Raw genomic sequence first — 23,336 nt, 5'->3', positions numbered from 1 at the left:
AAGGAGATGAAACAAATGAACAGCGGCATATATAGATTCTATAAACGTCTGACTGCCATGTTGCTGGCCATATGCATGATAGCGGGGCTTGTTATGGGACAGCCCAGCATTCTGTCCTATGCATCCACGGAGCTGTTGGATGAAAACCTGGGAGAGGGGGCCAGCGAAGCGACGGCATATACGTGGAAGAATGGTTCTGTGACCGGCCAGGGAGGAGGTGGAAGTTCCTGGCGTTTTGACCTTAGGGGCCTGCAGGCAGGGCAGCATAATTATGCTCAGGCCGGTATTAAAACAACCTACAGTAACGGAGGGTATGCAACCTGGTTTCAAGTGGGAACCAATGCTAAACAGCTGATAGGAGGCAGTACAAACGGCGGGGTACAATCACTGGACGCCTATGGCATAGAGGTGAAGATTGCTGTATCTCCGAGTCCGGATAATAAATATGTATTTGTTGATTACTATGTCTATGATAAAAATGGTCAGGGCGGCTCAACTGGCAGGACCATAAAAATGGGAACAGGAACCGATGTCATGATTGGAGGCACTCAGGAGGATGACTACGCAACGGTATATAAAAATGACCGGGGTTTTCATATGGTCAACCAGCATGTCAAAACCACCTTTGACTGTATCACAAATGACAGCAGCCTTGGGGTGACGCCTCCTGATACCAGGTGGATTGGTCATTACAATTCCTGGGGAAGCAATGTATTTAATGAGAGCTCCAATGATGTGGTAAGCAGCACTGATTCGGGAATGGCCTATTCATGGGAGTTCCAGCTTCATCCGTATGAGACGGTTCACAGGAGGGTTGCATTTGCTATTAGAGACACCTCCTATTATGTATCAGACCAGTACGGCCAGGACTCTTCCGGCGCAGAAGGGACCTACAGCAGTCCTTTTAAAACCATTGAATATGCGCTTAATAAAATTGGAAATAACAAGGGGTATATTTATGTAATGGATTATCCGGATATTTCGTCCGCCATTGATGTGTCGGGAAACAGCCAAAAGGATATTACCATTGCCAGTACGGATTATGACCATGAGGGTCATCCTATGAATGAGGATGGTGATTATATTAAAACCCTGACGCGCGCATCCGGGTATACGGGTCCGCTGTTTAACGTATCAGGCCCCACTTTAAAGTTTACTGACATTGTCCTGGACGGAAATCATGCGGAAAGTCAGGACCCCCTGATATCCGCTTCATCCGGAAAGCTGGAGATTAACAGCGGCGCTGTAATCACTAACTGCAGCGGCAGTGAGTCCGGCCAGGGAAGCGCGGTAAATGTAATGGGAAGCGCGGGACTGTCCATGAATTTTGGAACGGTTTCCGGTAATGTGTCTGATGGAAAGGGCGCTGTTTATTACAACGGGTCAGGTGCATTTGAAATCAGAAACCGGAATCAGATATCAGACAACACAACTCCGTCCGGGAAGAAGGCAAACGTATACCTGGCTCAGGATAAATATATAACAGTTATGAGCGATTTGGACACGTCCCAGGTAGGCGTTACAGCAGAGCAGCTTCCTCTGGCATCACCGGGAGGGATATCATCCCAGGCCGGTCAGGAAGTAAAGATAGCCGTGCCGTCAATCAGTTATCCGGGGGCTGCAGGCTCCTGCCCCTTTGCGGATAATTTTAAAGCGGACCAGGAGGCGGGGAATTCCGGCGTGTATGTAAGCGCGGGAACGGAAGGTCTTGGCAATGGGCGGAATGCAGTATTAAAGCGGAATGGATATACGGTGTCCTTTGTATACCGGGATTCTGCCACAGGCGGAACTGTAAATGGAGCGCCGGCAAGCACCCCCCTGTCATATGCGGGAGGAGATGCGGTTGAGGTGAACGCGCCCGCCGCCATTACTGGATACAGCCTTACAGGCGTAACCATTGACCAGGGGACAGGCGGCACTCTGAGCGCCCAGGCAGATGCCGGCGCTGTGGATTTTGGCAAGGTAACGGGAACCATGCCGGGCCAGGATGTTGTTATCACGTATGAATATACCAGAAACAGCGGTTCCATTGTATTTGAAGCCAATGGAGGGACACCGGAGCCTCAGACTCTGACGGGGTCTGTTGGAGGAAGCGTCAATGCGCTGCTGCCTAATATCAGCCGCTACGGCTACCAGTTTGTGGGGTGGAGTACGGTCAATGACAGGGTGAATCCAAATCTCATAAGCGGATTGCCGTCAGAGTTCCCGGAGGATCCGGTTACTTATTACGCAATTTTCTCACCGGACAGTAATGTGAAGTTTGATTATACGGTTGACTATGTCAATGCGGACGGTTCCATCGTCTTCCAGTCGACCACGGCCGAGGATGCCTACAGCGTGGAGGCGGAGGTTCATTCGGGGAAGAAGAACATCCACGGCTATACCTGGAGTTTGGCAGATTCCTCCACGAACCCGGCCATCTACAATTACGGTGATGGGCACGGGCCCGTTCCGTTCGGAAACTTTAATGGAAGTACCGGTGACTTCTCGGGGAAGATGCCGGGCCAGGATGCGGCCGTGAAATATGGTTATCAGGTAGACCGCAGCAATCCAGCTGCGAAATCCGCATTTACAGTTAAATACGTGACAGAAAATGGTACGGTTGTCCATGCGCCTGATGTGCAGGAGGTTTTTCCGGAGGTTATAATTGCGGCGGCTCCGGCGGATGTTTATGGCTTCCGGTACCTGTCAGGCAGCATCACGGCGGGACATGCTGCGGATGATACGGACGGGCATCTGGTAAGCGCTGTCCGGGGCAGTTTTGACAGCGATGGAAGGTTTACGGGAACCATGCCGAACCAGCCGGTTGAGATAACGTACCTGTATGAAGCCACGGAAGAGGGGTATGAGTATAGGATTCATTATCTGGATAATGGCACGCAGGATGAAAGGCTGAGAAACATAACGGGACCGGACACCCAAAATGTAACAGCGGATACGCCTGTGACCGCTGAATTTAAAAATCTGTATGGTTATGTGTTCCAGGTTGAACGCTCGGAGCCTGCATCCGCGGGAACCTTTGACAGCGGCCATAATTTTAACGGAATTATGCCGAACGACCGTCTGGCTGTCACCTATCGTTATGACAGAGACCCGTCAAAATGGGCGGATTTGATTTACCGGGCAGGAGAACATGGGAGCCTGAGCCGGGGAAGCAATACATCGCCTGATGTAACGGCCATGGCTGGAGGAACTTACAAAGCTTCCGTGCTGCTCAATGACGGAACAGATGAGGGTGCTGCAGGCAGCTATACATGGAATGACATACTGGAAAAGAGACTGGCTCCTGAAGCGGCTGCAGACACCTATTACCGCTTTGAAGGCTGGTTTATCGACCAGAATGGAAACGGAATCAAGGATAGTGGTGAGGAGCTGCTTTCAGCCGGCAGCAGGTTTACAGGTTCGGCTGCCGTGACTGCATACTTTGGGGAAGATCCTGACCAATGGGTTGATATTCATTTTACAGCAGGAGAGCATGGAACCATAGATGAGGGGGAAAACGTAAATCTCCATATCCAATACGACCGTACCTGGGCCGACATCACAGGAAATCTGCCTGCCTATACACCGGAGGTCAATTATCTGGTTGATGGTTGGTATGATGGCGGAGTACCTGTGGAAGATGACAGCAGACTTGTGGATGGGACTACCTATACCATACGGTTCTATCCGGACCCGGCAGTCTTTGGCACAGATGTGGCGGCGCGGGATGCATCAGCAGGTATTGATACTCAGGGAAAAGGCAGGATTACAGTCTATGGGACAACCCAGGGATATCAGTATATAATCACGGACATGGAAGGCAATATAATAGATGTGGTACGCGGGAATATATCAGGACGGGTATATTTTGAAGACCTGTATCCTGGTACGCGGTATTTAATATATGAAGCAACAGGTACGACACAGGCACAGCCCGGGCGGCCCATAGACAGTGTGACCGGAATTATAAGCAGTGCCACTGAGGTTCTGGTCCCGGTAGTGGAGACCAATTACCAGGTTCTTTACGATGAGGAACATGAGGGGAAGACTGTTTTCGTGATTAAGCCGGCGGATGCGAATTCCGACTATGCCATTTTAGATAAGGACGGAAATGCGGTCACAACTCCTGAGACGGGAGATGGGGGCTGGCAGTCAGCCGGCGGCAGCCAACCGGCAAGCCTGACCTTCTCCGGACTGGATTACAATGAGGAATATGTGGTGGTGGCAAGGCCTCATGGGGCATCCGGCATCACTGCGGAAAGCAAATTGGAAGACGGGACTCACATCAGCACAGATCCGGGCGGCGAACTGGATATCCCCAACTATGTAGCAGAGGCGATTAATGGCCAGGTACACTCCGTTGATGGAGTAGAATTAGATATCCCCAGATATGATGAGGTCCATAAAGGCGATGAAGTGGTGCTTCACGCGGAAGAAACCGATGGAAATGGACAGAACTTCCTGTACTGGAAGGTAACAATCGGGTCAGTTCCTGGAATGACAGAAACCATACGCCGTCAGGATGTGACATTTGCCATGCCGGATTCCAATGTGGTTATGACAGCTTATTATGAGCGTGCGGCAGCGACACCCAGCAATGCCACAGTGACGGATGAGGTACGGGGAGGAAATAAACATGAGATGGCTCTGGACCCCAATGAAATTGAAAATCTGGAGGAGGAGCTTACCACAGACGCGGACCGGACCCTTATGGATGTGAACCATGCAGATGTGACCTATAAAGTAGTATATAAAAAGAATGTGGTAAAGGCGACTGAATCCAATGCAATTAAGAGTTCGCCGTATTATGACAGTGACCATGAAGAGGCGTACCATGGAGCCTGGGGATTGAATGTAGATATTGAACGGTATGTGAACGGGCGGAAAGTAGGTGTAGCTTCGCCATCGGAAGCAACGTTTAACACATATGTCCAGCTGGATAAAGAAGATGTAGACATGATGGACTATCAGCTGTTTGCTATTTCCGAGGATCCGGATGATGGGGAGCTGATAATTGAACCGGTTGATATGTCCGATAATCCGGAAGAGACCGGCGGTTTGTTTACATTTACGGCTCAGGCCGGAATGAGATATGTGCTTATCTATTCCAGGGCATACAGGATTTATTTTATCAATAATAAAGAAGAACCAAAATACCGTTATCATTTTAAAGTGCGCCGGGGTGAGGCACCAGGCAGTGGAGCGTATTCCTTTGAATACAGCCAAGTGGAGATACCAATCGATTCATTCATTAATAATGAGGGGATTGAATTTAATTATATTGGCTGGAGTTACCGGGAAGACCGGCTGAAGGAATTTGACCCGGACAAGGAAATCAAGAGGAAGACGTATGTATATGCGTTTTACGATGACAACAGCGGTGAAGTAAGTGATGCCAGGAAACAGCTGGAGGATGCAATCAAAGCTGCAATCGAAAAATCAGACGATTACTTCCTGACGCTGAAGGAGACGGAAAAGATAAAGGAAGCCATAGAGGAAGCCTTGGATGTATTCGACAGAACGGGCCCCCGGGCAACTCTGGATGAACTTCTGGATGCCCTGGACCGTTTGGAGGAAGCCTGCGAACCTTTCGATAAGATTCTGGAAGACAGATATGATCATTATGACAAAATCCAGAATGGAGGAAACAGCGGAGGCACATCCGGCGGAGACGGCTGGGGCAGCGGAGGCCATGGCGGTTCAGGAAGCGGTTCGGGAGGAAGCAAAGGCGGGCCTGTCACAACTCCGGCGCCTTATGTTGCGGAAACCAGTAAAAGTTATGTAGTTGGAACCAATGGGAACTGGGAATTGGTTGATGCGTCCAACGATAAATGGGCCTTTGTGCTCAACGGAGGTATACGCCTGACCAGCATATGGGCAAAGCTTGATTATGCCAATGGTGATGTGAATCAGAATGGCTGGTATCATTTTAACGCGAATGGTCTTATGGATTACGGCTGGTTCAGGGACGAGCATATGAACTGGTATTACTGTAATGCGAAAAAAGACGGCTGGCTGGGAAAGATGAAGACAGGATGGCATTATGATGAGGTAGATAAGCATTGGTATTACCTGGATTTGATTACAGGCCAGATGGTAATGGGATGGAAGGAAATTGGAGGAAAGTGGTATTTCTTTACACCTCAGAATAAGGTAGAGACATACTCATATGACCACGGCACTGGAAAATGGGTGTTTAAGCAGAATCAGGAAAGACCGCTTGGTTCCATGTACAGCAATGAGAAGACACCGGACGGCTATCAGGTAGGCGCTGACGGAGCTTTAAAATAGCGGCAGGAGGTTTTATGAATAGGACAAATAAGATTAAGGCATATATGGCCCGTGTCTTGGCCGCGGCCATGGTGATAACCATGGCCGCGCCTCCGGCGCAGGCGTATGCGCTGAGTTACGGGGATCCGGCAGTCATTCGGTTTGATCCCAAGGAGGGGCCGGATTTATCACATTCAAACTATATAAATGTTCCCAGAGATGGAAATCGGATTACGTATGCTGCCGGACAGGCTGGCCATCCACTGGCTGAAGCAAGTGATTTCAATGGAATTGCCGTGGAAAATCTGGGTTCCGGCGACAGGCCGGTACTGCCTATATTTGACACGGGTTTGAGCTGGCCGGGATATACCTTTGACGGCTGGTATAATGCAGATGGCAATAAGATTCTATATCTGCCCTTTGCGTTTCCTTACAATTCAACCACGGTGTATGAGGCACGCTGGAATGGTGATACGTCCAGTCAGTTTGATTTTACAGTCATGCATTACCGAGACCTGAATGAGGACAGAAATGGTAACATGAATGGAGAAGACCCGAATGCATGGCCCGAAGCCGGTGACAGCCAGATATATAAGTTTTTTGATGATGGAAGCTGGACAACCCGGGTGACGGCCAATACAGCGGTATCCGCCACCTACAAACGGGATATACCGGGATATAAGGTATCCTCTGTACTTATTAAGAACAACAAAACGCGCCGTTTTGATGACGCTTCAGGCCATGGGACGCTGGGGGAGGCCGCGACCATTAATGAGTCTACGCGGTCTGTCCGCGGAAATATGCCCAATGATGACCTGACTGTGGCATACAGATATGAGCCTGACAGTTCAAAGAAATTTGCCCTGCGTGTAGAATATGCAGATGGGAGTGGCCGTGCTATCCGTACTCCGGAAAGCTATCTCTATTCCGCGGAGTCGCAGGTTTCTGCTGCACCGGCACAGATTACGGCTTATACCCTTACCGGCGCTCAGATAAAAACAGGCAGCGGGGATATAGATGATTTGTCGGGAAGAGGGATATATTCGGCGCAGACAGCAGGGTGCACATTTGATGCCCAAAAGAACTTTACCGGAAAGATGCCTAATCAGCCGGTAACCGTGGTATATACTTACGAGATTGACCCTTCTTATGTAACCCGTGTAACCATTAACCGGATAGACAACCACAACAATGTGCTGGCTGAGCCGGAAACAAGGGAGGTGTCTCCTAATGAAACAGTGACGGTAAATGTAGAGCGAAGATCCGGGTATACGTATCCGCCTAACATTGGATGGAATGGAACTTTTACCGATATCAGTATGGACCACACAGCAGCCACGCTGAGTTTTAAAACAGACTTTACAGGCGGCACTGTTACGATTACCTATAATGAAGATCTGAATGATACAACACATTGGGCCAGGATAAACTATTACAACAGCGAACATGGAAGCCTGTCAGGAGACAGCAGCCCGCGTTCCTTACGGCTTGGTACCCACTCCATTGATACAATCACAGAAGGAATCACGCCATCTCCTGAAACCCACTATATGTTTAACGGCTGGTATAAAGCCAATGCTTCCGGTACGGGTAAAGTAGGAACCGTATTGACCGGAGATATTGAACTGACCGGTGACCTCAAACTTTACGCGGATTTTGTGGAAGACCCGGGACAATGGTGCGATATAAGATTTGAAAGCGGAAGCCACGGCTCTATTTCAGGAACCAGGTCCATGCATGTGCCGAAAGGGACTTTGTGGTCTCAGATTTCCCTGCCTCAGACTACACCGGACAGTAACTATATGTTTGCCGGCTGGTTTGATGAAAACGGGAATCAGGTTACGGACTCTAATATGCCGATACTGGCGGATCAGACTTACAGGGCTCGTTTTACACCTGTGGGAGGCGATGATGGAATCCTGTGCATTCCAGATGGAACAGGAACTATAGGAAATGACGGGATGGGTAAGATTGAGATAAGCGGAGCAAATGAGGCCCGTAAATATGCCCTGACGGACAGTGATGGACGGCTTTTGGCAGTGATGACAGGGGAACAGCTTGGCAGCGGCTGCTTTGAAGAACTGCCGCCCTGTGACAGCTGCTATGTGTATGAGATGGCGGAAAGCGCAGCTCCTGTTGTTGGAGACATACTGACAGATTCAGTAGACCCATCCTTAATAAGTCAGCCGGCCCGTGTCATGGTACCGGCTATTGGAGGGAATTATTCTATCGCGGATGATACGACAGAGGGACGAAAGAAGATTGTTATCCGTCCGGCAGGAGAAAATACCGTGTATGCGGTTCTTGATATGGATGGAAATGTAGTCAGCCAGGACGGGAACGAAGATGGATGGGTAAGCCCGTCCGGCAGTCCGCGGACAGCGGAGCTGGCAGGACTTGAACCCAATGTATCCTATACCATCGTGGCCAAGCAGGCAGATAACGGCGATGCGCCTTCAGACCGTATGATAAACGGGAGCCAGGTAATGGTAACAGGCACTTCGCAGCAGGACCGTGTTTATACCTTCCGTCTGGTGAACGGAGGTTATGTGGAGTCGGTGACAAGAAACGGGGAAGCGCTGGATGTGGAAGAGCATGCAGATGAAATCCTGGTAAAGGCAGGGGATCAGATTAGGATATCCGCGGAGGATATGAATCCTGCTGGACAGGCATTTAAGCAGTGGGAAGTACAGATTGGTAATCTGCATATCTCGTACCCGGCCAGAAGAAATCAGACCGTGGAAATGACAGCGGGAGATGTAATCCTCCAGGCCATGTATGAAACGCCTCCTGTAGCGACTGCATCCAACGCAACGGTGGATTATTCACCCAAAAACGGGATATTTGCCCTGGACAAATCAGATGAAGCACTTCAGGAATTGAAGGAGGAGCTGGTTGATAATGATGAGGATAGAACAGCGCTTTCAAACGGGCAGCGGATAGCTTATACAGTCAAGCTCGACCGACACGCACCGGTGGCGTCTGCTTCGGAAGCGGTGAGGCAGGAAGCGGATGACGGGGAGAGCGTTAAGACACCATGGAGTCTGGATATCGGACTTACACGAAGGGTGGATGGAACCAATAAACCACTGGTGGAGGAGGCGAATCTGACTCCGGCAATTAAAGTGTTTGGAAAATTGGACACCAGTCTTTTGGGAAATCTGGAATACAGGTTATGGAAAATTAATTTTGGAGAGGATGAGGGAGACACGACCTGTGAAGAAGTCCTGATGACACCTGACCCGAATGGGAATGAGGACTTTACCGGAAGCTTTGCCTTTGAAGCTAATATCGGTGATACTCTGGTATTTAGTTATTATAAAGCGTATGAAGTGACCATCATGGATACCGGAAGGGGGCAGGTTCATACATTTAAGGTAAGGGATGGCAGGTCTTTGGATGATACGGAAGACTATATGGATTTAGATATTCACGAAGGCTATACGGATTCCGTTACAGGCATAGCGTATGAGTTCACAGGCCTGTCGAAACGCCAGTCTGGAGGAGGGATGTATGATACTTCAGATCCTGTGACAAGAGATTTGGAATTATATGCTGTCTATGAGCCGGAAGACGATACCCAATGGCAGGAAGCAAAAGAAAGGCTGCAGGAGGAGATTAATATCGCCAATGCCCTGAAGAATAATGGGTCTGTAAGCGCAGAAGACAGAGATGCCCTTACAGAGGCTGTGAATGAGGCTGTTGAAGTGCTGAACCGCCTGCCCAGACCTTCGGTTGATGACCTGGAAAATGCCTTTGATACACTGAAAGCACTGGTAGACAGTATTAGCAGTGGCGGCAGCGACAATCCCGGCGGAGGAGATAACACCGGCGGAGGCGACAATCCTGGCGGAGGCGATAACCCTGGCGGCGGCAGCTCAGGCGGCGGCGGCTCGGGCGGCGGCTCAGGTGGCGGCGGCTCAAAAGGTTCTTCTGGCGGAGGACGTGGTCCGGGTAATAGCGGTGCAGAAAACGGTTACCGCACTTATTTGGAAGGAACCGATGGCAGATGGGATAACTTTGACCTGATTAACCATAAGTGGGCATTTGTATTGAACAACGGAGCCCATATCAAAGACAGCTGGGCAAATATACGATACACACATAATGGAAGCAGCCAGATTGCCACATACCATTTTGACAGTGAGGGCGTTATGGACAGCGGCTGGTTCCTGGACCGGGATACGGACAAGTGGTATTTCCTGTCAAATGTACACGATGGCTGGTTCGGTCGAATGACAAAGGGATGGCACTATGATGATACCGATGGCAGATGGTATTACCTGAGCCCATTCACCGGAGCTATGTTGCTGGGATGGCAGAAGATTGATGGAATATGGTATTATCTAACAGCTGATAACCAGCAGAAGACTTGGACGTTTAATGAGGTATCGAAGCGATGGGAATATACGAACCGGAATGGCCGTCCATTGGGATCCCTGTACATAAATGAGATGACGCCAGATGGATACCAAGTCGATGAAAACGGAGCTTGGATTCGGGAAACACCTTAGGCGGTATTAATTCTGCCCCATAGTGCTTGATGGCATTATGGGGCAGAATCATAATATGCGGCAAGGCGGATAAAGCCATTATCAATGAAAGAAATATGAGGGATAAGGTGATACATATGGAAGAAAGCGGGTATTATGCACTGGCAAACACGGACCGTATGAGTGTGTTTCTTATTTGTATTAAAAACAAGCAGGGAGAACTAAGTGGGAATATTGTAAATTTTTATTTAAAGGAACCAGTAGAATTTACCGGCATACTGGACTTGGGACTGAAGATTGATACATTATGCGCGAGATTGCACCGGCCGATGGCGACAACAGAGCCAAGATTCTTGGACGCCCATATGAAAGAAGCATATGAGAAGCGGGAACTGGATAGAGAGCATATTCCACTGAAATACTGTACAAAGATTCAAAATATGGATCGGTTTATGGCCATAGGTACAACCGCATATGAGACGTTGGTAATTGAAATTCATCAGCGGCAGTTCTCCAGTATGCAGGGGCGTATAAAAGAAAAATGTATTGAAGGAAACTATATTTCATTTCGCAGTGCACTGGAGCTGATGAGAATGCTGCGTGAGTATGAGTATATGCGAAATGGAATGGATGAGAGAACGGATAAAATATCAGGGCAATAGATAGCGAGAGGTACTAAAAAAGAAGGTAAAACAACCAAAGTATTTTTGTGTTATCACAATCAACAGGCTAAAGCCCATAAACAAAAATTTGGCCTAAGCTGTTACTGCTCAGAGGCTTGAAAAGACAAGAAAAAAGCAAGAATTTAAAAGAGACATTTATACTAAAGCTATGATAGAATGTTTTTATAATAATTAAGGAGGAGCTGTCCTGTGCCCAAATCAACACTGTTCGACAGTCGTATCAAAAAATACGCATATTACGAAGCAGAAGAAATATATCGGGAGATCGGTACATCGAAAGATGGCTTAACTGGCGAGCAGGTCGAGATGATGCGGCAGCGATATGGCGTAAACAGTTTCATAACGAAAAAAAAGGATACGACAATACATCGGTTGCGGCGGGCTTTTGTAAACCCATTCAATGTGATTCTCTTTGTCCTAGGTATGATTTCGCTGGTGACGGACGTCTTTCTCGCATCCAACTTCGCCAAGAACGCCACTACTGCTATTATTATCTTTTCCATGATCCTAATTGGTGGCATGATCCGTCTGGTTCAGGAGCTACGGGCCAAAAATGCTGCAAAGCAGCTTGACCGGCTGCTCCATGAAAGCATCACTGTAAAGCGAGAAGGAGAACTTATAGAAATACCCGTGGAAGAATTGGTGGTGGGGGATATCGTCCTTTTCTCTGCGGGTGACCGTGTCCCGGCAGACATCCGGCTGACAGAGGTCACTGACCTGTTCATCTCACAGGCATCCATAACGGGTGAGAGTGCCATTTTGGAAAAGAACTGCCGTACACATAACCGCGGCAGTCAGAAAACACTGACCCAGCTTGAAAACCTTGTGTTTATGGCAACGACAGTCATCAGCGGTAAGGGTGAAGGAATCGTACTGGCGGTAGGCGAAGATACGCTCTACGGCAGCTTTGCAAAACCTGATTCCGATGATAAAAATTCTTTTCAAAATGGGGCCGGCTCCATCGCTTGGGTCATGCTCCGCTTTATGGCTGTACTGGTTCCCATTGTGTTTGTGCTACTCGGTATTACAGGCGGAAAATGGCTGGAATCCTTTGCTTTTGCTCTGTCGGTAGCCGTAGGACTGATGCCGGAGATGCTGCCTATGGTCATCACAGCCTGCCTTGCAAAAGGCAGCCTTACCATGAGCCGCAAGCAGACCATTATCAAAGATATCAATGCTATGCAGGGTTTTGGCAGCATGGATGTGCTTTGCATGGACAAGACTGGAACACTGACCAATGAAAGCATTCTGCTGGAATATTACATGGACGTGCTCGGCAATGAAAATACCGAGGTACTGGATTTGGCGTTCTTAAACAGTTCCTATCATTCCGGCGTCCACAATCCCATAGATAACGCAATTCTTGCCTGTCAGACTATGCCAGGGCGCGAAACGCATTACACTAATTTGCTCACTCAGTATCAAAAAATAGGAGAGATTCCCTTTGACTATGCCCGCAAGCTTGTCAGCACTCTTGTAACAGGCAGAAACGGAGAAAGTCAACTCATTATGAAAGGGGATATCTCCCATATCGTTGCCCGCTGTAGCCATGTGGAGTATCGGGGTGAAATTCTGCCGATAGAGAAAGGCGGGATTCAGAGCGTAGCCGCTGTGGTAGATGAGATGCTCCAGGACGGGATGAAGGTCATCGCTGTTGCACGAAAAAATGTGGGATATAAAAAGCAGATTATCCCTGCCGATGAAACGGGTATGATCCTGATGGGGTATTTGGCGTTCTTTGACGCACCCAAGAAAACCGCGAAAGCGTCCGTGGCGGCGCTCAAAAGGCTAAAGGTGGCTCCAAAAATTCTGACGGGGGATCAGGTGGACGTGGCAGTCTCTGTATGCCAACGGGTGGAGATTTCTTCCGAAACCGTGCTGACCGGCGCCAGGCTGGATGAAATGACAGACAGCGAACTTAGCATGGCGGTTGAAGAAATTCATGTTTTTGCGGAGCTTACGCCGGGGCAAAAGGTCCGTCTGGTTTCCGCTTTGCGCCAAAATGGCCACACAGTGGGCTTTTTGGGCGATGGAATCAATGACATTCCGGCACTTTGCGAGGCTAATGTGGGCATCTCGGTGGATACGGCAGTTGATGCGGCAAAAGACGCGGCGGACGTGGTACTGCTCCAAAAGGATCTTGGCGTGCTGGAACAGGGGATTTTAGAAGGGCGCAAGACCTTTACCAATATGCTCAAATACATTAAAATTACCGCCAGCTCCAACTTCGGCAACATCCTCTCCATTGTCTGCGCCAGCGCCTTTTTGCCGTTTTTGCCAGTGACCTCCGTGCAGATTTTGCTGCTGAATCTGCTGTACGACATTTTGTGCATCGTTCTGCCCTGGGACAACGTGGATGAAGAAGAAACCCTGTCTCCGAGGGATTGGTCGGGCAGGACGTTGGGGCGGTTTATGCTGTCCTTTGGGCCGATAAGTTCCCTGTTCGACATAGTGACATTCCTGTTTCTGTATTACTTCCTGTGTCCTATGCTGTGCGGAGGAGCGACCTATTTGAATCTTACCTCCCCCGCCCTGCGGCTTCAGTATGTGTCTCTTTTTCAGACAGGATGGTTTTTGGAATCCATGTGGACGCAGGTGCTGATTCTGCATTTTCTGCGGACCCGCAGGATACCCTTTGTGCAGAGTAGGCCATCTGCGCCTGTTATCTGCATTACTCTTACCGGAATCGTTGCCTTTACCGCAATTACCTTTACCGGCGGCGCGCTGCTGTTCGGCCTGACAAAATTGCCGTTCGGATATTTCGTGTTTTTACTGACTGTGGCTCTATTGTATATGCTGCTGACTACGGTAGCCAAATACTTCTATCAGAAGAAGTACCATGAGCTGATTTGAGGAGGAATTCATCATGAAAAAGAATATCAGTTTCATCCCAATGGATTCCGCCCTTGAAACGTGGCTGCTGGAAAAGCTGATGAAAGAACCGCCGGAAAGTGACTGCGCAGAAGATTTACTTTCCGGCATCCGGGATATGCTAAACGGAGAGGTGTCATCCTTGTTATTGAGTTCGTCCAACGAGACAGAGGCTCCCGTGCCCGTCCCGTTGGACGGGATGAGGCTCGGAGAACTGGAAATTTATCCAAAGGGCAGAAGGGTCATTATGCAGGGGGCGGAGGTCAGCCTGACGCCAAAGGAGTTTGAGATTCTGTATTTTCTTGCGCAGAACCAGGGCGAGGTTTTTACTAAGGAACAGATCTATCGGGCAGTCTGGGCGGAGGATTACCTTTTGGATGACAGCAACATCATGGCGTTTATCCGAAAGCTACGGAAGAAAATTGAGCCTGACCCGGACGCGCCAAAGTACATTCTGACCATCTGGGGCATTGGATACAAATTTAACGACCAACTTTAACACAGTCGGGCCAATCTCAGCCCGCCTAAATTCTTGCAAAATCGCAAGGAAATCGCAAGGCTTTAGCCATGTGATTTCCTTGCGATTTTTGTATTCTATTAATGATTGAAGGGAGGCGATTCGTGTGGTTTACACCGGTTTTGTTTTAAGAATCTCTCCTCAACTAAAACTCAAGGAGGTAAGACCAATGAACAAGAAAGAAAAACGTATAGCTGTTCGTCAGGCCGCGGAAAAAGCAGTCATCCGTGACGGGCAGGATCGCCGCATTCAGTTTGCGGCTACCAATCCCGTTAAAGAAGTTTTGAAAAATCTGCATACCACACTTCGTGGCCTTGATGCAGAGACTGTATCCGTAAGCCGTACTAAATACGGAACCAACAAAGTAACCCATGAAAAAAGGAAATCTCTGGTAAAACGGCTGGCCGGGGCATTTATCAATCCCTTTACCGCTATCCTGTTTTGTCTGGCGCTGGTGTCCACCATGACGGATATGGTGTTTCCCTATTTTTCTCTTTTAGGCAGTACGCCGGAGGATTTTGACCCTCTGACCGTGATTATTATTCTGACCATGGTTATGATTTCTGGTACACTTCGCTTTGTACAGGAATCCAGAAGCGGAAACGCGGCGGAAAAACTGCTGGCCATGATTACGACAACCTGCACGGTTACCCGCAGGGAACAGGAAAAAGCCGAAATTCCCATGGAAGCTCTGGCGGTGGGCGATATCGTACATCTGTCCGCCGGGGATATGATTCCCGCCGATGTACGCATTTTGGATGCAAAAGATTTGTTTGTAAGTCAGGCAAGTCTTACGGGGGAGAGTGAGCCTGTCGAAAAGATGCCCAATGTGAGCGCACAGAAGCAGAGCGTGACCGATTACACAAACATTGCCTTCATGGGCAGCAATGTGGTTTCCGGCAGCGCGACCGCTGTTGTCATCTGTGTCGGCGACCATACTTTGTTTGGCTCTATGGCATCCGCCATTGCCGGAGAAGCGGTGGAGACCAGCTTTACCAAGGGCGTCAACGCTGTTTCCTGGGTACTGATCCGCTTCATGCTGGTCATGGTTCCGCTGGTATTCTTCATCAATGGCATTACGAAAGGTGACTGGCTGGAAGCATTCCTGTTTGGCATCTCTATTGCCGTTGGCCTGACCCCGGAGATGCTTCCCATGATTGTGACTACCTGCCTTGCCAAAGGCGCAGTATCCATGGGCAAAAAGCGGACCATCGTCAAGAACCTGAATTCCATCCAGAACTTCGGGGCCATAGATATTCTTTGCACCGACAAAACCGGAACGCTGACACAGGATAAAGTTGTGCTGGAATGTCACCTTAACGTAAACGGTGAGGACGATACACGGGTTCTGCGCCACGCTTACCTCAACAGCTACTTCCAGACCGGCTATAAGAATCTGATGGATTTGGCGATTATCCATAAGACAGAGGAAGAAGAAGCGGAAGATTCCCGCCTGCTCGATCTGTCTGAAAACTATGTGAAGGTAGATGAAATCCCCTTTGACTTCACTCGCCGCCGTCTGACCACGGTGGTACAGGACAAAACCGGTAAGACCCAGATGGTGACAAAAGGCGCTGTGGAAGAAATGCTCTCCATCTGCGCTTATGCGGAGTGTGATGGCAGTGTGCGGCCGCTGGCCGATGATGTCCGCCTCCGTATCCTGGAAACAGTGGATGATCTCAATGACAAGGGCTTCCGTGTTCTTGCCATTGCACAGAAAAGCAACCCCTCTCCGGCAGGCGCTTTTGGCGTAAAGGACGAGTGCGAAATGGTGCTGATAGGGTATCTTGCGTTCCTCGATCCCCCGAAGGAATCCGCCGCAGACGCAATCAAGGCGCTGAAAGACCATGGTGTGACCACCAAAATCCTGACCGGGGACAACGACAAAGTGACCCGTACCATTTGTAAGCAGGTGGGACTGAAGGTCCGCAATATGCTCCTTGGCTCTGATTTGGAAAAAATGAGCGATGCAGAGCTGGCAAGAGCCGCGGAAGCCGCCGATGTATTTGCCAAGCTGACGCCCGACCAGAAAGCCCGTGTGGTTTCTATTCTTCGTGCAAGCGGGCATACCGTTGGTTTCATGGGCGATGGAATCAATGACGCCGCTGCCATGAAAGCCGCCGATATCGGCATTTCGGTAGATACTGCTGTGGACGTGGCAAAGGAATCGGCTGACATTATCCTGTTGGAAAAAGACCTGATGGTTTTGGAGCAGGGTATTATTGAAGGCCGTAAGACCTATGCAAACATGATAAAATATATCAAGATGACCGCATCTTCAAACTTCGGCAATATGTTCTCGGTACTAGCGGCTTCTGCACTGCTGCCCTTCCTGCCGATGATGAGCGTGCATCTGATTTTCCTGAATCTGATTTACGACCTGTCCTGTACCGCGATTCCTTGGGATAACGTGGATGAGGAATTTATCGCAAAGCCCCGGAAATGGGATGCCTCCAGTGTAGGCAGTTTTATGATTTGGATTGGACCCACCAGCTCCATTTTCGACTTTACAACCTACATTTTCATGTATTTTGTATTCTGCCCTATGTTCGTGTCCGGCGGTGTTTTGTTCAACGATCTGGCCGCTCATTACAGCGGCGCAGAGCTTGCGGCAATTCAGGCGCAGTATATTGGGATGTTCCAGGCCGGATGGTTCGTGGAATCCATGTGGAGCCAGACACTGGTCATTCATATGATCCGCACACCGAAACTGCCCTTTATCCAGAGCCGTGCATCTGCTCCGGTGACACTGCTCACCATGGCAGGAATTACGATACTGACCATTATTCCCTTTACGGCCTTTGGAACGATGCTGGGCTTTGTCGCTCTGCCCGCAGCATACTTTACTTATCTGATTCCCTGCATCCTGCTGTATATGGTGCTGGCAACCAGTTTGAAAAAAGCCTATGTCCGTCACTATGGCGAACTGCTCTAAGGAGGTGTAACAATGAACTGGAAAGAAATTTGGATGACTCTTTTCGGAACGACCCAATGGCTGGGGCTTAATATTGGCTTCTGGGTGGCAATGGCTGCGGTTTTACTGATTGTGATTCTGATGAATGTAATATTTTGGGGAATAAAGCCCAGACAGTCAAAAACAGATGAACCGAAAAAAGCTTGATTTCATCACGTGGGCACTGTACCAGAATCCGTATTGAAATGCTAATTGCCGCACGACAACATGAGAAAAGGCTAACAGCGCTACAGGGGGGCTGGCAATCGGTCATGTAAGCCCTGAGACATATGAAGGTGGAAATATAGCTTTGATTAAAGACGGAGATATGGTCCATATTGATATTCCTTCCAGAAAGCTGACTGTTGATGTAAGTGATGAGGAATTTGAAAATCGTAAAATGAATTGGAAGCCTGTTGAAAAGCCTGCATTGGGCTGGCTCAAGCTGTATAAAAATAATTGTACGTCAGCCCACAGAGGCGCAACAATTTATTGGGACTGATATCCTTAGAAGACAGATGGGGAATGTGCCGTGAAGGATAAATGCAGGTTGTTTAAAACAGAGAGAATTGAAAATATAGTAATTGGATCAGGAGCGGCTGGTTTTCAGGCAGCTTTGAGATTGTTTCAATCAGGGGAAAAGGAACTGGCGCTTGTGGAGAATGAATTGCATTCAACAGATAACCAAAGAGATTATAATAACTGAATTATTAACTTTATAACAAGAGCATCATAGGATTGATACTGTTTACAGCACCAATCCTATGATTATGGTAAAACTCAAAAATGCGGTTATTGCAATAGAAAACCGCCAATGCTATAATATAAATATAGCATTGAGTTTTACAGGAAAGGGGCGAGAAAATGGATGGGATTTATGCGGTAAGCGAAATTAGCAGGATCATTGCGCCGATACTTGAAAAATATGGCGTTAGCAGAGCCTATCTGTTTGGCTCTTACGCCCGTGGGGACGCCCTGCCTGAGAGTGATATTGATTTGCGTATTGACGGCGGGCAGGTACGGAGTATGTTTGGACTCGGCGGACTTTACAGCGATTTGACAGAGGCGTTGCATAAGCCGGTGGATTTAGTTACCACGGAGGCGCTGAACCACCGTGCCAACGCAGAACGCACAGAAAGTTTCAAAAAGCATATCAAGGAGGATGAGAAGCTGATTTATGAAGAAGAAAGCCGCTGATATTTTAGAGCATATCCGTCATTATTGTATTGATGTGCAGGAAACGCTGGAACGATTCGGAAAAGACAAAGCAGTTTTTGAAACGGATAAGGATTTCCGCAACTCTGTCTGCATGAGCCTTTTCCAGATAGGAGAATTGACAGGACACTTGCCGGAGGACTTCCGGGAAGCGACGAAAGCAACTATTTACTGGCCGGCGATTAAGGGGATGCGTAACCTATTTGCACACAATTATGGTGCGATAGACATTGACCGTGTGTGGGAAACTGCACTGGAGGATATTCCGAGGTTGTTGGAGTTTTGCAACAAGACGATTGAAATGCATCGCATGATGGAGCAGGAAGCCGTGCAGCCAGAGCCGGACGAGGGGTGGGAACGCTAAAAGTAAATAACTGACGATGAAAAGTATCATGGGAAACCATGGTACTTTTTTTGACCCTTATCAGGGTGGAAAGGGAAAAGCTACGAAACCAGTTTTGATTTGCGGCGGGATTGCCGCTGGACTTGCGTTGGTGGTATTGGCAATCGCCTATGCAAAGCGCGTGTGCAGGTATGCCACCATCTTCATGGATTACTATTGATGTGACGCGGCAGACTGTTGTTCTCGCCTTTTTGGGGAGCGTAGCGACCAACAGCCCTCACCGCTTGCGGTGGGAGCTACTTAGTGCCAAAATCTTATATTTTGGAGTTAAGGCAGGAATAGGGTTGTTAAACAACCCACGGAAACACCATACAGGCAAAGCCTGTACCCTTGTTAAACAGCAACTTGCGTTGTTAATTTTCGACTAACGCCGAAAGGAGGGCGCTAATGCCAAAAAAGGCCGATCGGGAGCATATCTCCCGCAACGAACAAATACGGCGGTTTATAAAAAAGGGATTGACGGTGGACGGCTACGCCGAAGATATTGATTTTATCGCCAGCATCATCCGGCAGGAATTTACCGCCGTCTACCACATCGGGGACATCAAGGCGGTGGTGGAGCAGCAGACAAACCGGCTGGCAAAAATGCTGATGAAGTCCGGCAAGATGGACGCCGCCGCATTTTTCTTACTGATAAAGGTATTGATGAATGTAACCCATGATGGTACACAGGACGAGTTTGGCCAGATGTTGAATGAGGCCGTCACGCTGGGCGTGGACTATATGCAGAGAAAGGATTTCCAGATCAACGGCTTTTTGCAGGACACGGACAATCTCCGTTCCCTTGCGGATAAATTGCAGGAGGCGCTTATGGCAAACGATATTGAATACAGCAAATTTTTAATGCAGATACAAAAAATGGTTAGGGAAAGTCTGTCGGAACAGAACATCAATGCAGACGTGTATATCCAGAAAGTCACGAAAAACAATAATACAGAGTTTATGGCTCTTGTGATACATACGCCGGGGGAAGCAGTATCTCCACAGGTTTATCTGGATTCCTTTTTTGCACAGTGCCAAAAGGGAAAAGCGATTGAGGAGATTGCCGCCGAATTGATTTCCAGTTATGCACAGAATAAAGACTTTGAACTATCTGATGTAAAAGGATTAGTGACTGATTTTGAAAAAGTGCAGGAGTTTTTACGGTTACAGCTTATCAATAAAGAATTTAACAGCGAAAAGCTGCAGCATACACCACACAGAGATTTTGAGAACACAGACTTGACAGCGGTTCTGCGGATACATTTGCCGACACAGGAACATGGGGAGGCTACGATTCTGGTGTCCGATGCACTGTATTCCCACTGGAACAAATCCATGGAGGAATTATATCCGCTTGCCCTGCACAATACCATGGAGGCAAACCCGGCGAAAATCATCCGTATGCTTGAACTTGTAAAAAATATGTTTTCGGATAATTGTATCGGGGAAGATATTAAAAACTTCCAGATGGAGCCGTATGAACAGTATGTCCTTTCCAACTCCACGAGCGTGGGCGGAGCAACGGTCCTTTTATACCCGGAGGTTATGGAACATCTGGCGCAGGGGGCTGGCGCAGATTTCTTTATTTTATGGGATTAAAAATATACAAATAAATACAGAAAAAATGAAAATAGATGTTGATTTATTTGCAAAATGGCATATAATAAGATTAAGAGCGTAAAAGAGTGTGAGATGAAGGGGAGTGCCATGCTGATACAGTTTAACTTTAAAAATTTTAAATCCTTCCGGGATGAGGTATCCCTGGATTTATCGGCTACAAAGATTACGGAGCATGAAGATCATGTGGTGGAGATGGCAAATGATAAGCTGCTGAAGGTTGCGGCCATCTACGGTGCAAATGCCAGTGGAAAGTCTAACATTTACGATGCTTTTAAATTCATGAGCTATTATGTGGAGGAATCCTTTAAGTTTGGCGGTGAAAGCGACAGCAGGCAAAAAGCAGATTCGGATTACATTAGGGTAAGCCCGTTTTTGTTTGACAGTAAGAGCAGGAGTGAGGAATCAACCTTTGAAGTGTTCTTTGTTGATAATTCGGAGAATACTGGAAAAATTTATCAATATGGGTTTGCGTTGCAGAATGACGAGGTGGTGGAGGAATGGTTTTATTCTAAGGCCAAGACAGCGAGAAACAGGTATAAGACTATTTTCTACCGAAAAAAGGGAGAAGAACTGGAAGTAAACGGGCTGCCGAAGAGTAGTATTGAAAATATAAAGGTCGCATTGGAAAAGGAGACTTTGATTGTATCGCTAGGGGCAAAGCTGAAGATATCGAAACTGAAAAAGGTAAGGGACTGGTTTCTGAATAACGAAGTTGTGGACTTCGGAAATCCTGCGGAGAACTTTTTCCGTTCCCAGGTGCTGCCGAAAGGTTTTACCACAAGTAGGGAAATACAGAGTAATGTGGTGAATTATTTTGCATCATTTGATAATGCCATTTGTGATTTTAAAGTGGAGGAAGTCCAGCGGGAAATTGAAAAAGAGTCCGATCTCAGTTATAAGATTGATGCATTGCATAAGATGACGGATTGCGATGAATTTGAATCTATACCTTTGAAAAGTGAATCCAGTGGGACGCTGAAGATGTTTGCCTTATATCCTTCTTTGAAAGAGGTGCTTGATAACGGCGGAACCTTGTTTGTAGATGAACTGAATGCGAGACTTCATCCGTTATTGGTTAGAAACATCATATTGACTTTTTTGTCACCGGAAATTAATACCAATCATGCACAGATGATTTTTACCACACATGACATCTGGCAGTTATCCAATGAGTTGTTGCGTCGGGATGAGATATGGCTGGTGGACAAGAATCAGGATGGAGTTTCCGATTTGTACTCCCTTGCTGATTTCAAGGATGAGGACGGAAACAAGGTACGCCGTGATGAAGCGCTGGCAAAGAATTACCTGACGGGCAGCTATGGCGCTATCCCTGCGCTCCGGCCTATGGAAATGTTAAAGGGGAGGAGCACGGATGGCGAATAAGAGTGGAGGAAAGCCCAGCGACCGCAGGGCTGGCAAGAGGAAAGACCGGAATCAGCGGATGGGGCAGAGAGTACCGGAACTGGGATATTACCTGATTGTGACAGACACCGAAGAGACAGAGAAGAATTATTTTGAGGGACTTCGTGACAGCATACAGGCAATAGCGGAAAGAATCCAGTGTATCTTCCAGTTCATCCCGGATACCCTCATGTGATGTCTTGTGATAGTATTCTTCAAGATACATGCCCCAGTAGCTGTTTAACTCCTCCAGTGTCTTGATCTTATGGATTTTTACTTCCCGCAGGAAAGCGTCCGCCACCTGATGGAATTTTTCCATTTTCCCTTTGGATTTTCCGCTTCTTACGGGCGCATGGCGGACAGTTATGCCAAGCTTTGCAAGTGACAGCTTTAACTGCTTTGCGACATACTGGGAGCCATTGTCGAAATATGCTGTGTCAAATTTCCCGGCTTTCAGGATCACCTTACGGAAGGTATCCTCCACGATGCTTTCTTCCTGGTTATCATAAAACTGTGACTGGATAACGTACCGGGAATGGTCATCAATGGCAGAAGACAGATACGTCTGTACCATGGCACCGTTTTTACCGATTGGCAGCTTGCAGCCATATTTAATGTCTCCCTGCAGCAGCATCATTCGGTGGGGCTTACAGAAGCGTTTGGATGAACTTTCGCGTTTTTCCTGCTCAAGGATGAAATTGATCTGTTCTACGGAACGCCTTGTAACTTCCTTTTTTAGCTGTATTGCCTGTTCCACGATCCTGAGGTAGTTCTCCGGGAGCTTTTTGGAAAGACTCCGTTCACCGGCGACCGGTTTTAACCCGGCAAACCACAAAGCCTGCTGGTCCTGCCAGTTTACGTCTTTTACTGTTGTCCGCATGGTTTTATGCACCTCCTTGAGCTAAGGATACACCATGCAAAAATGACAGTAAAAACAAAACAGGTG

14 protein-coding genes and 2 pseudogenes are annotated in these 23,336 nt (G+C 48.1%); 15 read left to right on the top strand and 1 reads right to left on the bottom strand.

All coding sequences use genetic code 11. The features are described from left to right. Nucleotides 1-15: 15 nt before the first annotated feature. The 15 genes and pseudogenes from LA360_RS27660 to LA360_RS31690 form a co-directional block, all read left to right on the top strand. Entirely contained in the window at nucleotides 16-6,273 is a 6,258-nt protein-coding gene (locus LA360_RS27660; protein WP_225537821.1) for an InlB B-repeat-containing protein, read from the top strand. 14 nt (nucleotides 6,274-6,287) lie between these two features. Then, on the top strand, nucleotides 6,288-10,766 hold the full coding sequence (locus tag LA360_RS27655) for an InlB B-repeat-containing protein (protein ID WP_089776427.1): 4,479 nt from the start codon (nucleotides 6,288-6,290) through the stop codon (nucleotides 10,764-10,766). A 116-nt stretch (nucleotides 10,767-10,882) separates the two neighbouring features. Beyond that, nucleotides 10,883-11,407 carry a hypothetical protein gene (locus tag LA360_RS27650; protein WP_112482620.1) on the top strand — a complete coding sequence of 175 codons (525 nt, stop codon included), beginning with the start codon at nucleotides 10,883-10,885 and terminating at the stop codon, nucleotides 11,405-11,407. A gap of 210 nt (nucleotides 11,408-11,617) precedes the next feature. Then, on the top strand, nucleotides 11,618-14,281 hold the full coding sequence (gene mgtA / locus LA360_RS27645) for a magnesium-translocating P-type ATPase (protein WP_112482584.1): 2,664 nt from the start codon (nucleotides 11,618-11,620) through the stop codon (nucleotides 14,279-14,281). Nucleotides 14,282-14,294: 13 nt separating this feature from the next. Further along, nucleotides 14,295-14,798 carry a winged helix-turn-helix domain-containing protein gene (locus LA360_RS27640; protein ID WP_002584138.1) on the top strand — a complete coding sequence of 168 codons (504 nt, stop codon included), beginning with the start codon at nucleotides 14,295-14,297 and terminating at the stop codon, nucleotides 14,796-14,798. Between the two features lie 187 nt (nucleotides 14,799-14,985). Continuing rightward, entirely contained in the window at nucleotides 14,986-17,751 is a 2,766-nt protein-coding gene (gene mgtA, locus LA360_RS27635) for a magnesium-translocating P-type ATPase (RefSeq protein ID WP_022200835.1), read from the top strand. Nucleotides 17,752-17,763: 12 nt separating this feature from the next. Beyond that, on the top strand, nucleotides 17,764-17,937 hold the full coding sequence (locus LA360_RS27630) for a hypothetical protein (protein WP_022200836.1): 174 nt from the start codon (nucleotides 17,764-17,766) through the stop codon (nucleotides 17,935-17,937). A gap of 91 nt (nucleotides 17,938-18,028) precedes the next feature. Continuing rightward, the gene (locus tag LA360_RS27625) at nucleotides 18,029-18,271 is read left to right on the top strand and encodes a dihydroxy-acid dehydratase domain-containing protein (protein WP_225537845.1); all 243 of its coding nucleotides are present in this window, start codon (nucleotides 18,029-18,031) and stop codon (nucleotides 18,269-18,271) included. Nucleotides 18,272-18,301: 30 nt separating this feature from the next. Then, nucleotides 18,302-18,475: an FAD-binding protein gene (locus LA360_RS27620; RefSeq protein ID WP_155521173.1), complete on the top strand. Its 174-nt coding sequence runs from the start codon at nucleotides 18,302-18,304 to the stop codon at nucleotides 18,473-18,475. Between the two features lie 158 nt (nucleotides 18,476-18,633). After that, the gene (locus LA360_RS27615; RefSeq protein WP_002584135.1) at nucleotides 18,634-18,966 is read left to right on the top strand and encodes a nucleotidyltransferase family protein; all 333 of its coding nucleotides are present in this window, start codon (nucleotides 18,634-18,636) and stop codon (nucleotides 18,964-18,966) included. Continuing rightward, nucleotides 18,947-19,348, top strand: a complete 402-nt coding sequence (locus LA360_RS27610) for a HepT-like ribonuclease domain-containing protein (RefSeq protein WP_070104003.1) — start codon at nucleotides 18,947-18,949, stop codon at nucleotides 19,346-19,348. The genes LA360_RS27615 and LA360_RS27610 overlap by 20 nt, the downstream gene beginning before the upstream one ends. Nucleotides 19,349-19,364: 16 nt before the next feature. Continuing rightward, nucleotides 19,365-19,547, top strand: a complete 183-nt coding sequence (locus LA360_RS27605; protein WP_057571056.1) for a hypothetical protein — start codon at nucleotides 19,365-19,367, stop codon at nucleotides 19,545-19,547. A gap of 227 nt (nucleotides 19,548-19,774) precedes the next feature. Beyond that, a complete protein-coding gene (locus LA360_RS27600; protein WP_174517517.1) occupies nucleotides 19,775-20,968 on the top strand; it encodes a DUF5688 family protein in 1,194 nt (397 codons plus the stop codon). Nucleotides 20,969-21,076: 108 nt separating this feature from the next. Continuing rightward, the gene (locus LA360_RS27595; RefSeq protein WP_057571057.1) at nucleotides 21,077-22,372 is read left to right on the top strand and encodes an AAA family ATPase; all 1,296 of its coding nucleotides are present in this window, start codon (nucleotides 21,077-21,079) and stop codon (nucleotides 22,370-22,372) included. Beyond that, nucleotides 22,362-22,526 (top strand): annotated as a pseudogene (locus LA360_RS31690) (RloB family protein); the annotation flags it as partial. The gene LA360_RS27595 and the pseudogene LA360_RS31690, both read left to right, overlap by 11 nt. Before the next feature lie 216 nt (nucleotides 22,527-22,742). Here LA360_RS31690 and LA360_RS31685 read toward each other — a convergent pair. Beyond that, nucleotides 22,743-23,024: pseudogene (locus tag LA360_RS31685) on the bottom strand (DDE-type integrase/transposase/recombinase); the annotation flags it as partial. Between the last annotated feature and the right edge of the window lie 312 nt (nucleotides 23,025-23,336).

Source organism: Enterocloster clostridioformis (assembly GCF_020297485.1).
GTDB lineage: Bacteria > Bacillota > Clostridia > Lachnospirales > Lachnospiraceae > Enterocloster > Enterocloster clostridioformis.
The sequence above is the reverse complement of the archived record's forward strand: the minus strand, read 5'-3'. Positions and strand labels throughout refer to the sequence as shown.